The sequence below is a fragment of the Spirosoma foliorum genome, assembly GCF_014117325.1.
In the GTDB taxonomy this organism is placed as follows: Bacteria; Bacteroidota; Bacteroidia; order Cytophagales; family Spirosomataceae; genus Spirosoma; species Spirosoma foliorum.
In genome coordinates, this window is sequence record NZ_CP059732.1 from 6889348 (window position 1) to 6906182 (window position 16835).

A 16835-nucleotide genomic window follows, 5' to 3' on the forward strand; every position below is an offset into this window, starting at 1 on the left:
AGGAGGAATCCGCTCCGGTGGCCCGGTTAAGCTTGACTTATAAGGGACATTGAGATTCCTCCTTGTGTCGGAATGACAAAAAAACGATTCGTTTTAAAGCTTCTATAGCTTATACGTCCCGTCAGTCTGCTTCAATTTGGTCAGAAACTTTCCGTTCTTAATTTGCAGTAATGCAGGTATGGCAGTGCTTTCGGCTGCATCGGGAATCATTCTAACGCTGAATGTGCCTCGAATCTCGCCCGATAGCGTATCGAAAGATTGAATACTTAACTGAGTTTCGGCATTAATGACAGGCTTATAGGTGCCCCAAAGTAGTTTGTCACTTTTCGCCGTGAATGTACTACCGATGGTATCGGTACCGCAATAAAGCGATTGGTAATCTACTTTAAACTTTGTCAGAGAGCATGCGCGTTTCGGAATGTTAAATAACGTCAGTGTTGTCAGGACATCGCCCTCATCATCAAATTCGGTAATTGTCACATCAAACGCATGCTGACGACAGGGTACCCGGGAGGATGCTGCAATACGAGGATTCTGCAAAGCCACGCCCTGTCGGGTTCCCGTAACCTGGCCCCAATAATTAAGTGAATAAACACCCGGAATTGAACCGGGGCTTACAGCAGGTGACCCGCAACTCAACAACGCCAATAGAATTACAATAAGAAGTAGGTTTGTATTTCGCATGGGTTATTTATTGTCAGCGCCTTTTGGCGTGCTTATGACATCTAAACACAACTAACGTCACTCCAGAGGAGAATTTGTCTTTCCTCAGTAGAGTAGCCTAATTTTTTATTTCGTAAAAGTGGCCTAGAAGCCGTGCCACGGTTCCTTGATAGTGCTCAAATAAACCGTGGCACGGCTTCTAGGCCACTTTTACGAAAGACTTATAATACTAAAACGGCAGCTATTGGTGTAGCTGCCGTTCAGTCAGAATCTATAAATTAACTTACCAGCTATAGAACGCTGGGTAATTAGCGTTTGTCAATCGGAACGAATTCGCGTAGCGTTTCGCCCGTATAAATTTGACGTGGACGGCCGATAGGCTCTTTCGTTTCACGCATTTCTTTCCATTGTGCAATCCAGCCGGGTAAACGACCAATAGCGAACATCACTGTAAACATGTTGGTTGGGATACCCAATGCACGATAGATTATACCCGAATAGAAATCGACGTTCGGGTACAATTTGCGCGATACGAAATAATCGTCGTGCAAAGCAGCCTCCTCTAAGCCTTTGGCAATCTCCAGCACGGGATCATTAACACCTAATTTGCTCAGTACATCATCAGCCGCTTTCTTGATGATTCTTGCCCGAGGATCGAAGTTTTTATAAACACGGTGACCGAAACCGAATAAACGGAAGCCCGTTGTTTTCGCATTCTTAGCCATGTCAACGTATTTCGACACATCACCACCATCGGCTTTGATATCTTCAAGCATTTCAATTACTTCCTGGTTTGCTCCGCCGTGCAGAGGTCCCCACAAAGCGCTGATACCTGCCGAAATAGACGAATAGATATTCGCCTGCGACGAACCTACAAGCCGAACCGTTGAGGTTGAACAGTTTTGTTCGTGATCGGCATGAAGGATAAGCAGAACGTTCAGCGCTTCAGCAACTACTGGATCAACTTTGTAATCTTCGACCGGCAGCGAGAACATCATGTTCAGGAAGTTCGGGATGTAGTCGAGGGTATTTTTGGGATAGTTGATCGGGTGGCCCAGCGCACGCTTGTACGACCAGGTGGCAATTGTAGGCAATTTGGCCAGCAGTCGAATAATATGCTGATCCGTTTTATCTTCTTTATCGCCTTCTTCATCAGGATAGAAGGCACTCATGGCGCTCACTAAAGACGACAAAACACCCATTGGGTGCGCATTAACCGGAAAACCGTCGAAGATTTTCCGCATATCTTCTTTTACTAGCGTATGACGACGAATTGCTGTCTCAAACGTTGAAAACTGCTCCTGAGTTGGCAATTCACCATAGATAAGCAGATAGGCTACTTCAAGGAAAGAGGCTTTTGCGGCCAGATCTTCAATAGAGTAACCCCTATATTGTAGAATACCCTGTTCACCATCAAGAAATGTAATGGCACTTTTTGTAGCACCGGTATTTTTATAACCCCGGTCTAACGTAACGTAGCCGGTCTGATCACGAAGATTCGAAATGTCAAAAGCTTTTTCGTGTTCTGTTCCCTCCAATGTTGGGAATGAATAGGACTTGCCATCGACAGTTAATTCAGCGTTGTTTGCCATACAATAACAGGGTAGAGTTAACAGAGGTAATAATTTGCGGGTTAGTGCATATCAGGATGAATAGGTACGAAACAAGCCTTTATGCTGATCCGAAACGCCGAAGCGGGACTGTCCGGGCGAAATTAGCCCAAAAATCTAAACGACAGATGAAATTGTTGTAAAAAAGCCGTATTACGTTTGTATTAAGCTGTAAACGAAAGTTATAGGATACATTTTTCATGTTACCGTTTGTAAAAAATACCCCCTTTTAAAACGGTTCGCACTCGTTGCAGATCAGTAATAGTTTTGCTGGGGTCGCCTTCCACAGCCACCAGATCGGCCAGCAAACCCGGACGAATACGGCCACGATCGGCAAGATGAAATACGTCTGCATTTATAGATGTAGCCGATCGAAGCACATCGATAGGTTTCATACCATACTCAACCATCATGACCAGCTCGCGCGCATTATCGCCGTGGCTAAATACGCCCACATCGCCCCCGGCACAAACCGTTACACCAGCGTCTAATGACTGTTTAAACGTTATGCGTTTTTGTTTAATTCGTTCCGGCTCGGGTTCCTGTCCTTTTTTCCAACCACGATACTGACTAGTAGCATCACCAGCCGCCAGGGTTGGACAAAGTGCCGTACCATGCTGCTTCATTAACGCAAAAATTTCAGGCGTTCCGGCATCGCCATGTTCTATCGTTTCGCAGCCACCCAAAATGGCCCGACGCATTCCTTCGGCTGTACCCGCATGCGCCACTACGGCTCGACCGCTACTTTTAGCCACTTCAACAATAAGCTTGATTTCATCGATAGTGTACGTTGGACGGGCTTCGGCCATTAATCCCCAACGATAATCGGCGTAGATTTTTATAGCATCGGCTCCTTTACCAATCTGCCGTCGAACCGCCTGAATAAGTGCATCGTGTCCATCAGCTTCTTCGGCTCCCTGCGGCACATCAATATCTGGACTAAACCCTTTAGGACCATAACTACCCGTAGCAATAAGCGCTCGAGTTACAACAATCATGCGCGGCCCCGGAATAATGCCCTTGTTGATGGCCTGTTTTAAACCTACGTCGTCATAATCAGCCCCTTCGGTACCTAAATCGCGCACGGTCGTAAAACCAGCGAGCAACGTTTTCTGAGCGTGAACGGTTGCTCGTGCTACGCGCAATGACCGGGCTTCTTTCAGAACCTGATCGTCCCAAGTTGTTTCGTTATAGGGATGTAATAATAAATGAGAATGCCCTTCAATCAGGCCAGGCGTTAGTGTCGTCCCTTTGAGATCAACTACTTCAGCACCCGTTGCCGGCACCGAAGACGCAGGACCAGCCGCTTCAATTTTATCATCTTTTACGCGCACAACCCATCCTTCGTGCATGGTTTCGCCATCGAAGACGCGGTCGGGGCGGAGGAGGTAGGTTGATTGCGCAAAGAGTGTTGTTGGGAAATAGAGAAGCAAGAAGTATAGTTTGTTCATGAGGAAGTGAGCGATCAATCTCAAAAATACGCAAAAAAGAGCCAATTGAGGCTCTTTTTGTGGTGTCAGATGCTTACATCTGACAATTTAGGTTTCTCAAAACCTATTGTTTATACCGGTAGGTTTTGAGAAACCTAAATTGTCGGTTATTAGTAACCGACATCACACCACGTCGGCGTCCCAATCAATAAATACATCAACTACGCTTTTTCGAAATCACGTCCCATATACCTTTCCCAAATACTAACGCAACCAATCCCGGCAGTAAAATAGCGCCTGCCCGGAAACCAGCACCCGTAAGCTTATAAATACCCGTGTTGTACTGAGAAAAACTTTGGAAGAGATAGTAAACAGATGCTGCCAATAACGCAATCGTGATTCCTATCGCTAAAGGCTGACTCAGTCGGCCAACCAGCCAGGTTATTACCGAAGCCACAACGACCACCAACGAAACCGTTCCGAGCGCTTTCGGGAAGGTTTCAATGGCCGAGTATTCAAAAAAGAACACCCCAGCCTGACCAATCAGGTTGGGGTGTGCCAAAAGCCAGCCGTCCAGAACGACTAACACAAGAAGCAAAACATAAAAGAATGGGTTACGCATAAAGCTGTTTTCGCAGGTTGTTTTAAGACCAACGAAGATAAAACCTCTTTATGTTTTTTGCCCTTCTAACTCCATCTTTAAAAACTTGCCGGTGTAGCTTCCTTTTACTTCAGCTACCTTTTCGGGCGGTCCTTCGGCAATAATGTTACCGCCTTTGTTACCGCCTTCTGGCCCAAGGTCAATGAGGTGGTCGGAGACTTTGATAACGTCCAGATTATGTTCAATAATCAGGACTGTATTTCCTTTATCGGCAAGCTTGTTCAGCACGTCGAGCAGGTGGGCGATGTCCTGAAAATGCAGGCCCGTAGTAGGTTCATCGAGGATATATAGGGTTTTGCCGGTGTCTTTTTTAGACAGCTCTTCAGCCAGTTTTACCCGTTGCGCTTCGCCACCCGACAGCGTCGTTGCATGCTGGCCGAGCGTGATATAACCCAACCCAACGTCGTTCAGCGTCGTTACTTTCCGCAGGATTTTAGGCTGGCTTGCAAAGAACTCCAGGCCCTGTTCAACGGTCATGTCGAGCACATCGGCAATCGATTTGCCTTTGAAACGCACTTCCAACGTCTCGCGGTTGAAGCGTTTGCCTTTGCAGGTTTCGCACATAACATGTACATCGGGCAGAAATTCCATTTCGATCTTCTTCATACCCGCACCTTCACAATCCTCACAACGTCCACCCTTCACATTAAACGAGAACCGACCTGGTTTATATCCCCGAATTTTAGCTTCGGGCAGTTCAGCAAACAACGTCCGAATTTCCGAGAACATACCTGTGTACGTAGCCGGGTTCGAGCGGGGAGTTCGTCCAATAGGCGACTGATCAACTTCAATGACTTTGTCCAGATACTCCAATCCTTCCACCGTTTTGAACGGTAGCGGCTCACGCTTCGATTTATAGAAATGGCGATTCAGTACCGGAAACAACGTTTCGTGAATCAGCGATGACTTTCCGCTACCCGATACGCCCGTAATCGTCACCATCCGACCGAGGGGCAATTTCAGCGTTACGTTTTTTAGGTTATGACCCGTAGCGTTCTTAATAATTAGGAATTTACCATTTCCTTTCCGCCGTTCGGTGGGCACTTCAATAGCCCGTCGACCGCTCAGGTAGTCAGCTGTGGTGCTTGTACCTGCCGCGCCGACATACTGATTTTTCAGGAATTCCTCAGGTGTTCCCTGGTTAACTACCTGCCCGCCATGTCGACCGGCACCGGGACCGATGTCAAGGATAAAGTCTGACTCGAGCATCATGTCTTTATCGTGCTCAACAACCAGAACCGTATTTCCCAAATCACGCAGATTCTTCAGAGAATCAATCAGTTTCACGTTATCGCGCTGATGCAGACCGATACTTGGCTCATCCATGATGTAAAGTACGCCAACCAACTGCGTTCCGATTTGGGTAGCCAGTCGAATACGTTGCGCTTCGCCACCTGACAGCGTCCGTAACGGACGATCAAGCGTCAGGTAATCGAGACCAATGTCAAGCAGGAAGCCGATGCGTTTCCGAATCTCTTTCAGAATTTCTTTGGCGATTACATTCTGACGGTCTGTCAGACGACTTTCCACGCCTGTAAACCATTCCGTCAACTCGGAGATGTCCATCCGGGCTAGCTCAGAAATGTTCTTCTGATCGATCTTGAAATACAATGATTCTTTTTTCAGTCGGGCACCCTCGCACTCAGGACAAGGCTTTATGACCATGAAATCCTTGAGCCACTCCTGAATTTTATCGGTACTATTCTCCTGCTGCCGTTTCAGGAAGTTGACAATTCCTTCGAACTTAAAACTGTAGTAATCTTCCGGTCCGTCGCCACGGCCAACAAACTTCTTCGAAGGAACGGTTGCTTCTTCCTCCGTGCCATACATTAATGCGTGGAGAAGATCTTCGGGAAACTTGACAACGGGCGTCGTGAGATTCAGCTTGTACTTTTTCAAAATTGCTTCGATCTCCTTGAAAATCCACAATTCGCGATATTCACCTAAAGGCGCAATAGCACCTCGACTGATGCTTAGTGACTTATCAGGAATAACCGACTCTTCCGTGATTTCCTCTACTACGCCCAACCCATTACAAACCGGGCAGGCTCCGTAAGGTGAGTTGAACGAGAAGGAGTTTGGCGATGGTTCATCGTAACTGATACCCGACTCAGGGTCCATCAGGTTTTGCGAGAAATAAACCAACTGGCCCGATCCGTCCAGCATTTGCATGGCACCTTTCCCCTGCTTCAGTGCCGTCTGGATCGATTGGCTGAGCCGATAACGATCCTCTACTTTGGGCACAAGTCGATCAATAACAATCTCAATATCGTGGATTTTGTAGCGGTCCAATTGCATCTTCGGCGCAATGTCCTGCACGACACCATCTACCCGCACTTTGGTATAGCCCGTTTTGGCAATTTGTACGAACAGTTCTCGGTAATGACCCTTCCGGCTTTTGATAATGGGAGCCAGCAACGTTAGTTTCTGACCAGCATATTGCTCCAGAATGGTGTCAATAATCTGGTCCTGCGACTGGCGCTCCATTTTCCTCCCCGTCAGATATGAAAACGCTTCGCCTGCACGGGCATAGAGCAGTCGTAAGAAATCATAAATCTCGGTAGTGGTCCCTACCGTTGAGCGTGGGTTTTTGGAAGTCGTTTTCTGCTCGATTGAAATTACCGGACTAAGTCCGTTAATTTTATCAACATCGGGCCGTTCCATATCGCCAATAAACGAGCGGGCGTAGGCCGAAAAACTCTCCATATAGCGTCGTTGTCCCTCGGCATAAATTGTATCGAAGGCCAGCGATGATTTCCCGCTTCCACTAATGCCAGTCACGACAACCAGTTTGTTTCGGGGAATGGTAACATCAATATTTTTAAGATTATGTTCACGGGCACCGAGGACCTCAATCTGGTCGTATCCCGTCAGGTCAATATCAGTAAGTTGTGGCTTTTCTTCTGTCGTCACGTTGGATTAGCTTATTCTAAAGAACAACGTAAAACAGGTGGGGGTAGTTCTATGTAGAGACGCAATCCTTTGCGTCTCCTATGCGTCAGCAACAATCTGATTCGCAACCTCAGTAACTCTCCCAGAACATCGTCCTGCCATGACCAACTGTATACATATACGTCTTATGAGCTGACAATATTACTTACTGACAATTGCTGACGCATAGGAGACGCGAAGGCCGGGCCGCCGGTGCGGTCGCGTCTCTACAATATCATGGACGAAACTAAATTTCAAGGTAACTATCGGATCGAACCTGCGCGGTTATCGGAGTATGATTACGGGTCCAATGGTGCGTATTTCATTACTATTTGCACGAAGAATAAGAATTACTACTTCGGTGATATTGGTATTGTCGATGACGAACCTGTTATTCAGCCTACTACTATCGGTCAGCGTGCCATTGATGGTTGGCGCTCTATTCCTGAATTTTCACCCTTTATTCAGTTAGATGCTTTTCAACTGATGCCAAATCATCTACATGGCATTCTTTTTATCAACAAAGCAGATTACACAGACTGGAAGCCCAATACCTTCGGGCCTCAAAAAGAAAACCTAGCCTCAACTTTACGGGGCTTCAAATCTGGCGTAACAGCCTATGCTACGACTAATCAGATTCCTTTGGGCTGGCAAACCCGTTACTATGATCGTGTTATCCGTAACGACAATGAATTAAATCGTATTCGTCAATACATTGTAAATAATCCAGTCCAATGGGCACAAGATTCTGAAAACAAAGAGGGATTATACATGTAGAAACGCGACCGCACCGGCGGCCCGGCCTTTGCGTCTCATTCGCCGGATGGTTTTAAGATGTAAATGATAGCTGGCGCATAGGAGACGCGAAGGATCGCGTCTCTACATGTATAAAAACCCAAGGAGTTTGGGGTACACTTTGGAATTATTAAAAACAGATCTACTAATTCTCCCCGAAAAAGCACCCTTGCGCCATATCGCTATACTATTCCAAGAACTTGATAATTCGTCAGCGGTATAATCTACTGGCTGCCTTGCTCTTATAAAAAATTACTATTTGTCTAATGCCATGTATCCGGCTTTGTCACCTTGCACAAGCGGGCAGAATCCTTAATTTTGTTAATCTGAATTCAACACATAAGTAGCCACTCAGCCCGATCATCCGACTGGGCTTTTATGCATAGCCTGCACACCTTATATATGGTACAGAATGATGTTATTGAACCGATCTTAGAAGAAGACAAAGGTCGCTTTGTCCTGTTCCCGATCAAGCACTGGGACATTTGGGAATACTACAAAACCCACGAAGCGTCGTTCTGGACTGCCGAAGAGATTGATCTCGGGCAGGACATGAAGGACTGGAATAATCTTAGCGATGGCGAACGGCACTTTATCTCGCACGTACTGGCGTTTTTTGCCGCATCGGATGGGATTGTAAATGAGAACCTGGCCGTCAATTTTCTGTCGGAGGTACAATATGCCGAAGCCAAGTGCTTCTATGGTTTTCAGGTAATGATGGAGAACATCCACTCCGAAACCTACTCGTTGCTCATTGATACCTATATTAAAGATCCAGTTGAAAAGGATCGGTTACTAAACGCAATCGACACCATTCCCTGCGTGCAGAAAAAAGCGGAATGGGCTTTACGCTGGATCGACAATGGTACGTTTGCCGAGCGACTGATTGCCTTTGCGGTTGTTGAGGGCATTTTCTTCTCCGGCTCGTTCTGCTCGATTTACTGGCTTAAAAAGCGGGGTATGATGCCCGGTTTAACCTTTTCGAACGAACTGATTTCGCGCGACGAAGGTCTGCACCGTGATTTTGCCTGTATGTTGTATACAGATCACATTGTCAATAAATTACCCGAGTCGGACATTTACGACATCATCCGCAATGCGGTTGAAATTGAGCAGGAGTTTGTGGCCGACGCACTGCCAGTTTCGTTAATCGGCATGAACGCTGAGTTGATGAAACAATACATTGCTTTCGTAGCCGATCACTTGCTGGTGACACTTGGTTTGCGTAAAATCTATAACGTAGCAAACCCATTCGATTTCATGGACATGATTTCGTTACAGGGCAAAACCAACTTCTTCGAAAAGCGCGTAGGCGAATACCAGCGTGGCGAAGTGATGTCCAAGTTTAAAGCCGCAAAAGCATCCGCTTCGCAACCACAGGATGCCGACAATCCAGCACCAATTGTGGTGAATGAAGAACCTAAGGGTATTACATTCGATGCCGATTTTTAATAAGGAACAGGCTTACTAGTTAACAGTTATCTTGAGGTACTTTTAAATTAAAAAATTATCTTTCAAATAAAATTCGTGCGTTTACTAGAAAAGTCCCGATTCAGAACCGGGACTTTTCTATTTTTAGGCGTTATCACTCTTTATTAATCCTGCTATTACTCCCCGAATGAATCGATTAGACATTATACAGGCCCTGATGCGGCAGAAAAGTTTTAAAAATTACCTCGAAATTGGCGTCGAAAACGGCCATATTTTCTTTCGCATCAAGAGTTCGTTTAAGGTCGCCGTTGATCCGAAATTCATTTTCGACGCCAGCCGTCGATTTGGCAAGGCCATCCTGAATCCCTACAATCTTAACAATCAATACTTCGAGAAGACAAGCGACGATTTTTTTGCGCAGGATGCCAAACAGGTCTTCGCTGGTAAAAAACTACAATTGGCGTTAGTGGATGGTATGCACGAATATCATTTCGCACTCCGGGATGTAGAAAACGCGCTCAACTACATGGATGATAATGGGGTGATTATTATGCACGATTGTAACCCACAAACAGCAGGTGCGGCAGGGCGTTTTGAGGACTGGGAGGTGGGCGAGTGGAACGGTGACGTCTGGAAAACCATTATTCACCTTCGCAGTCAACGTCCCGACCTAACTGTATTCGTGCTCGATTGCGATCAAGGCTTAGGCATTGTTACCCGAAAAAAACCTGAATCAACTCTGAATTATACCCCCGCTCAAATTGACGCGCTGACTTACGACGATTTAGTAAAGGATCGGCAAAAGCTGTTAAATCTGAAATCCACCGACTATTTCTATGAATACTTTGGCTTGCAGAAATAAGGGAGCTTGAATAAAATCGAAATTACTTTCTGTCATTTCGACCGTAGGGAGGAATCTCAACTCACTCATAAATTAAACTCGAGATTTCTCCCTACGGTCGAAATGACAGAAAATGTAAACAGCTTGGTTATAACCCATTCATTTTATTTGACGTTGGCTTTATAAATCGCAAATCGTTTATCAAAATAGGTGAGTTTATAATAAGGCAAGCTAGGTTTGCCTGGTTCTGGATAAAAATATTCAGGCCTGAATTGATAATCCATTAAAATAAAATCAGCCTTATGCTGATGGGCCCATCCAGCCATTTGGGCAGAAGGATCATTCGTTGTTGTGGAATTGTGCACATAATTCTCACTACTCAACAAATGACTATATCGATCATATTCGTTAAAGAAAAATGTTAAGGGCACTAGGCCACTTTTTTTCGAAGGGAGGTAAGGTCTTAATTTTTCGTAAGCGACAGGCAAATATTCCTGGCTAAAATTCTTATAAATAATTTCTATTATTCCGTATAAGCCAATACTAAAATAGACAGCTAAAACGAATTGAAATCCTACATCTTTAAAGCTGTTACTTTTATACAATTCATAAATGAACACAAACATAAATGGCATAAAAATAGGCATATAAGTACCAGCCCCATCTTTAGTGATAAGCCAGAAGGCTATAAGTACAGTCAGAGAATATGTTTTAACTAGTTTCGGTAGGGTTTTAACAAATTTTCGCTGTTTTATAAGAATATAGACGAAAACGATAGTTAAAGCAGCCTGCTCCGGCGATTCAAAAAACATTTCCGGGTATGTCAACATAACGAGCAGTTTAGATTTCCATCCAAAAGCATCTCGCGTAGCAGGATCATTACTAAATTGATAGTACCATCGTGCAAGTCCGTCGGTAGCCAGAAAAACATCTAGAAAATAAAGCAACCCAGTGGCCCCTCCTGCTATAGCAAATAGGAATGCCTGTTTATAATAGCGTTGATAAACGAGTACAAAGAAGCCCGCTATAAGAAAAATAACGCCATTCAGGTGGCAAAGCATAGCCATACCGGCCAAAATAGCAGCAGCAATAATTTTCATATTGTTTTTCTTCGCCTGATGAATACATAAAAATGAGCCAAATCCGAGAGCCGAAACCAGAAGTTCGGGCCGGTTTTCAAAACTCATTTTTACCAATAGGCCATTTGAAAAAACTAAGACTAAACTAAAAATAAGATGCCACGAATTGAGTCTATGCTCTTTTTGATAAATATAAAAGCATAACTCACCAATAAGAACACAGAAAGGAATTAAACCGACAAACTGAATAACGGGAAGATGATAGCCAAATAAATCGAATAGAAGCGCGCCAAAAGCTAGAAATAATTTATGGCTGGCGAATAGCTGCTTTTCCCATCCGAGTATTCCGCGGAAAAATTCGGACCGGATAATTCCGTCTTTATGAAGCCAATAGGATTGTTCGGCAAACCAGGCATCATCGCCCGTTGGATTTCGATAAAAATACGTAAGACCCGTTAAAAAAATAAGAACAACTAAAAATATACTAAGTACACGTTGAGAAATTATCATTGATAATTTTTATTGGATATGTTTTGTGGATAGAGTTTTCTTATTCGATTAACGAATTTTAAGGGATTATCTTTTCTGAACTGATAGTTTGTTTATAACGCAAACTTTCGCGCATGGGGCTACCTCGTCCAATAAACCAGGCTAATTTACCATATATAGGATCTTGCCGAAACTTGCGGCCATTTTTAATAAAATAATATGCCCGAAATAAAGCCCGAGCTGGCCAGGAATGATATTTTCGGAAATAATGAAAAAGTGAAATGTAGTACTCCTTATCAACGTCGTAGTTACGAGACGTACTCTGCCCCGTAAAGTGAACATATTCTGCCTGAGGTACCAAATAGGTATTGAAGCCCGCTATAAGCAGTCGCTTGGCTAGATCTTCTTCTTCAACATAGAGAAAGTGGGCCACATCGAAGCCTCCAATTTTATTAAATGCCGATGCTCGTAAAAACAAGGTGCTCCCCATTACGAACGGCACTTGGATCGGTCCGGTATATACCTTTTTGGTGGGTGGGTAAATTTCTGGATGTAGCATCCGAACAAAGCCGTGACCCAGAATTTTGCTACCGAGCGTGGGCAAATAGCCGAAGGTTATCTGGCGTACGCCTTCACCATTAAACATCTGCGCTCCGCACAAACCAGCGTCGGATGTAGCCTCCATAAACGCAGTTAGTTGGCTGCATACGTCGGTGCGCAGTACACAATCATTATTCAGAAAATAATAATAGTCGGCCAAGGGGTCAGCGAATTGCACCCCGAGCATATTTCCGCCCGAAAAGCCGAGGTTAATCCGACTACGAATGAGCTGAACTCTGGATTGGTCTGTAATTGATTTTAAGACTTCGTAATCCGCGTTTTTTGAATTATTATCAACAATAATTATCTCATAGTCAACCTCTTTTGTCTTTTCAACAATCGAATGAACGCAGTCGAACGTAAACTGGTGAGAATTATAGTTGATTAAAATAATGGAAACTTTTCGCGGATTCATAGTCACAAAGAACCGGGAATTGTCTGGCGAAAGCAATAGGAATGCTTATCTAGTCTTCGTTCAAAACACTAAAGATCAACTCCGATTCGTAACCTTTGCTTAAGGCATAACGCACAAGCTTCTGCTTTACAGTCAATGGATTATCGTCACGAATACTCTGCCGTTTTTTAGCTAACAATTCCTTAAGCGTATACTGATAATCATCAGTGGCAATCTCTTTCATAGCCTGATCTAGATTATAACCCGAAATACCCCGCTGCTGCAAATGCTGTTTGATCTTACGCTTACCCCAGCCTTTTACCCGGAATTTCCCCCCCGGCAAACGATTTGGCAAATCGCTCTTCATTCAGGTAGTTCTGTTGAATTAATTCGGCGATCACTTCTTCGGCATCATCGCCAATAAGGCCCCACTCTTTCAGTCGCTCACGAACTTCCTGTTGTGTGCGCTCCTGATAAGCACAAAACATGGCTGCTTTACGGAGCGCATCTTTTAGTAAATCTGTCATACGATAAGAACATTTTTTTGTCCGTTATCCGTCATAAAAGAACGCTGATTTTTATGATTTTTAAGACCAATTATGATGTTTGTTTATCAATAAAGACAAAGCTATTACACCATGTAATCATCTATGAATCATAAAAATCAGTCGGTCCGCCGATGCGGTTCTATAACCACCATTTATCGCTTTTTAGGCTGATGTTGCATCAGCTTGTTTATTAGCGCTTCAACTTCCGAAACGGGCATTTTTTCTATTAAATACTGATGCCCCTTGCCCGAATCGTCCCAGCCATTTGATCCATCGGTATTTAGCGTTAGTCGACCGGATTTCACGGTGTAATACGGACCATACCCTTTAACGCCTACCAGAACAGCCGTTTGATCCCAACTCATCCGGCCATTTGCATCTTCTTTTGCTTTAGGCAGGCTAATTGTAAAAACATCTTTTACAGGGCTATGCTGAATCGCTTTATTCTGTGTTAGCGGCAAGCCTGAGTGAATTTTTTGTCCAATTTCAAATCCACTCATCAAAACGGGCGTTGGCCAGCTGGCAAAGAATGTTTTCGACGCTGGCGTATCTCTGAATACATTAAACTCTCGCCCTGTCGGGAATTTGCCAGCCATACTGACCACCTGTTTTATTTTCTGGACAGCCAACTCCCGCCCTGTTAGTTTAGAATATTGATCTGGTTTGGAATCAAGCAGGTTGGCCAGGTTTGTCAGAAAACCAACGGTAATAACCGTTACACTATGGTCAGGCTGTTTAGCCAAAATCTGTCGATAAAGTGCAACCGCATCTGGCACTTCGCTATTCGACTTGATACTGTGCGGATAGCGAGCTACAATTGTATCAGACCAGTGCTGCGTGTCTTTATCGCTCACTGCTTCGCCTTTGGGTACGCCAATTGGTGTGCTTGGACGATTAAAATAGGTATTCAACACACTCAGCACCTGCGTTACTTTCGGATAGTTGGTACTGGCAATAGTCGCCAGGATTTTAGCCTGTCCTTCATCGGCAAAGGCATGAAGCAGCGTAATAGCACCAACATCGTCGTAGTCGGGGCCCATATCCGTATCAAAAATAACGGGTACTGCGGCCGTTTTTTTGGCCGATTGTCCGGCAACCGAACCGATTGTCAGTGCCAGTAACACACTAATTGAAAATAAGGTAATTCGGATCATAGGAATAAACGAGATTTACAGGACGATACGAATTACGAATTGTTTTTGGTAAGAATCGTCATTCGGTTCGCGTAAATCTTGAAAACATGATTTCTCTTCGAAAACTTACAATATCACCCGATACCCAATTACAAAATCTGGGTTGGGACTGGATGCTTGGTCAAGATACGCTACCTTATCTGGCAAATGAAGTCGTAGTGGTGCAAGCTGAAGAAGCTGATGCTTACTATGACGCAGTCAATGAACTGTTTGAGATGTTTGTAACGGCAGGGCAGCATATTATTGACGGAAATCGCTTTGCCGAAATGGGTATTCCGGCGAATCTGGTAGAGCTGATAAAACTATCGTGGGATGATGATCGCCATATTCATCTCTATGGCCGCTTTGATCTGGCTGGTGGTATCGATGGACGACCCATCAAACTCATCGAATTTAACGCCGACACAGCTACTTGTTTGCCCGAAACGGCCGTTGTTCAGTACGCCCACCTAAAAGCAAATGGGCTGGATGATAGCCAGCAATTCAATGCCGTATTTGAAACGTTGACGGGTCAATTTGAAGAACTACTGGCTGTAAACCCCGACCTACAACCCACATTACTTCTGTCGGCCATACGCGATTTCCCGGAAGACGATACGAATGTGGCTTTATTGGGCGAAGCCGCTCGCGAAGCAGGTTTTGATATTGAGTTTGACTTTATCGATAACGTTGAATTTTCGGCAGAGGAAGGCATTTTCTGGCAAAACCCTAAAAATGGGCAGTTCGAAAAACTAGATTTCTGGTTCAAACTGGTGCCCTGGGAGTCCATTGCCGAAGATGAACCTGAATTGGTTAAGCTATTGACTGAAATTGTCAGAAAACGTTTGGCCGTCGTCTTAAATCCGGCTTACACACTACTCTTCCAATCGAAATACATTCTAAAAATCCTCTGGGATCTTTATCCAAATCATCCATTACTTCTGGAAACTGACACGAAGCCACTTGCGGGAAAAGCATGTGTTGAAAAGGTTTTATTCGGTCGGGAAGGAGCCAACATTCGCATTATCAATATGGATGGAAGCGAGCGTCTGGCTGCCGATGGAGACTACGGAGATTACCCAAAAATATACCAGCAATACGTCGAATTCCCTCAAGATTCAGAAGGTCATACCTACCAGGCGGGGGTTTTCTATGCTGGCGAAGCCTGTGGTTTAGGCTTCCGTCGTGGTGGCCTAATTTTAGATAACAAAGCAGGATTTGTAGGGCATGTAATTAACTAAATATGAGCAATCTAGTTCGCTTAAGTTTATAATATTATTAGGCCGTAAATCTAATAATACCAATTTGTCGTTATTACTATTGTAGACGACCAATTCATGGGTTTTTCATTGTTAACTGCTTTGGCATGAATAATGTGTTTTTATACCTCCAGGCTTTGGTCTATATCGTTGCAGGAATAAATCATTTTATTAGTCCCAAAACTTACCTGGCCATTATGCCGCCTTATATTCCAGCGCATAATTTGATGGTCATGCTAAGTGGTGTGGCCGAAGTATTGTTGGGGATTGGCTTACTATTCCCAGCAACGCGTTCGTTATCAGCCTGGGGGATTATGGTATTATTGGTGGCCATATTTCCGGCCAATCTATACATGGCGACCTCAGACCGCTTCCTTGATTTTCCAGCCTGGTTACGATGGGGCAGATTGCCTTTGCAGGGAGTATTGTTATGGTGGGCTTACAAATACACCTAAATCATGGCAGTTGTTACACACTATACGCATTGAGAACCTAGTTGAAACAATATACTCAACTACAACAACTTGATCATCTTTACATACCAAAAACCTGTATGTATCGAAAAGATCATATTCAGTATATCAATTTATCATTATAAAATAATTTGTTGTTTCGCTAGAAAAAAAACACTTTTCTTATACTGACCCATTTTTGCATTTTTCCTATAAAATTTTCTTATTAGCAAACATGAGCACTCGTGCCAAAAATCATGAAAGATGCATAAAATCGGCTTTAGTCAACAAAAAAGACCACTTTAGTGATAAATAAATTCCGATTATCACAGTACGTGCAAAAACCCAATTATTTAACTAATTATATTTTTCACTAGGCCTATAAACGTTATTACCTACCGACCATTATTAATTGACTGACAGATAATAGTTTACTAAAGTGACTTTCATTATCGATTTTAGTCAAAGGGGGTGACATAT

The 16835-nt window shown here is 44.1% G+C and carries 13 protein-coding genes and 1 pseudogene; 5 read left to right on the forward strand and 9 right to left on the reverse strand.

Annotated elements, in window-relative coordinates; all coding sequences use genetic code 11:
- Positions 1-102: 102 nt before the first annotated feature.
- The 5 genes from H3H32_RS29005 to uvrA form a co-directional block, all read right to left on the reverse strand.
- Positions 103-684, reverse strand: coding sequence for a hypothetical protein (locus H3H32_RS29005; protein WP_182459217.1), 582 nt, complete (start codon positions 682-684; stop codon positions 103-105).
- Positions 685-971: 287 nt separating this feature from the next.
- The gene (locus tag H3H32_RS29010; protein ID WP_182459218.1) at positions 972-2255 is read right to left on the reverse strand and encodes a citrate synthase; all 1284 of its coding nucleotides are present in this window, start codon (positions 2253-2255) and stop codon (positions 972-974) included.
- 221 nt (positions 2256-2476) lie between these two features.
- Positions 2477-3724 carry a metal-dependent hydrolase family protein gene (locus H3H32_RS29015; RefSeq protein ID WP_182459219.1) on the reverse strand — a complete coding sequence of 416 codons (1248 nt, stop codon included), beginning with the start codon at positions 3722-3724 and terminating at the stop codon, positions 2477-2479.
- A gap of 196 nt (positions 3725-3920) precedes the next feature.
- Positions 3921-4325 carry a hypothetical protein gene (locus H3H32_RS29020; protein ID WP_182459220.1) on the reverse strand — a complete coding sequence of 135 codons (405 nt, stop codon included), beginning with the start codon at positions 4323-4325 and terminating at the stop codon, positions 3921-3923.
- A 48-nt stretch (positions 4326-4373) separates the two neighbouring features.
- Positions 4374-7277, reverse strand: coding sequence for an excinuclease ABC subunit UvrA (uvrA, locus tag H3H32_RS29025; RefSeq protein WP_182459221.1), 2904 nt, complete (start codon positions 7275-7277; stop codon positions 4374-4376).
- Positions 7278-7532: 255 nt separating this feature from the next.
- On the opposite strand from uvrA, the gene H3H32_RS29030 reads away from it, so the two are divergent.
- The 3 genes from H3H32_RS29030 to H3H32_RS29040 all read left to right on the forward strand — a co-directional run bounded on the left by H3H32_RS29030 (position 7533) and on the right by H3H32_RS29040 (position 10383).
- Positions 7533-8072 (forward strand): transposase, encoded by a 540-nt coding sequence (locus H3H32_RS29030; RefSeq protein WP_182459222.1) that lies wholly within the window; start codon positions 7533-7535, stop codon positions 8070-8072.
- A gap of 420 nt (positions 8073-8492) precedes the next feature.
- Positions 8493-9542, forward strand: a complete 1050-nt coding sequence (locus H3H32_RS29035; protein WP_182464515.1) for a ribonucleotide-diphosphate reductase subunit beta — start codon at positions 8493-8495, stop codon at positions 9540-9542.
- A 166-nt stretch (positions 9543-9708) separates the two neighbouring features.
- Entirely contained in the window at positions 9709-10383 is a 675-nt protein-coding gene (locus H3H32_RS29040) for a class I SAM-dependent methyltransferase (RefSeq protein WP_182459223.1), read from the forward strand.
- A 143-nt stretch (positions 10384-10526) separates the two neighbouring features.
- On the opposite strand, the gene H3H32_RS29045 is transcribed toward H3H32_RS29040, so the two are convergent.
- The 4 genes and pseudogenes from H3H32_RS29045 to H3H32_RS29060 form a co-directional block, all read right to left on the reverse strand.
- Positions 10527-11951, reverse strand: a complete 1425-nt coding sequence (locus H3H32_RS29045; protein ID WP_182459224.1) for a hypothetical protein — start codon at positions 11949-11951, stop codon at positions 10527-10529.
- A 58-nt stretch (positions 11952-12009) separates the two neighbouring features.
- Positions 12010-12945, reverse strand: a complete 936-nt coding sequence (locus H3H32_RS29050) for a glycosyltransferase family 2 protein (RefSeq protein ID WP_182459225.1) — start codon at positions 12943-12945, stop codon at positions 12010-12012.
- A gap of 49 nt (positions 12946-12994) precedes the next feature.
- Positions 12995-13451 (reverse strand): annotated as a pseudogene (locus H3H32_RS29055) (regulatory protein RecX).
- A gap of 173 nt (positions 13452-13624) precedes the next feature.
- The gene (locus H3H32_RS29060) at positions 13625-14626 is read right to left on the reverse strand and encodes a nucleoside hydrolase (RefSeq protein WP_182459226.1); all 1002 of its coding nucleotides are present in this window, start codon (positions 14624-14626) and stop codon (positions 13625-13627) included.
- An 86-nt stretch (positions 14627-14712) separates the two neighbouring features.
- Here H3H32_RS29060 and H3H32_RS29065 point away from each other — a divergent pair, with 86 nt between their 5' ends.
- Both H3H32_RS29065 and H3H32_RS29070 read left to right on the forward strand, forming a co-directional pair.
- Entirely contained in the window at positions 14713-15885 is a 1173-nt protein-coding gene (locus tag H3H32_RS29065; RefSeq protein ID WP_182459227.1) for a glutathionylspermidine synthase family protein, read from the forward strand.
- A gap of 125 nt (positions 15886-16010) precedes the next feature.
- Positions 16011-16358 (forward strand): DoxX family protein, encoded by a 348-nt coding sequence (locus H3H32_RS29070; RefSeq protein ID WP_182459228.1) that lies wholly within the window; start codon positions 16011-16013, stop codon positions 16356-16358.
- Positions 16359-16835: the final 477 nt, after the last annotated feature.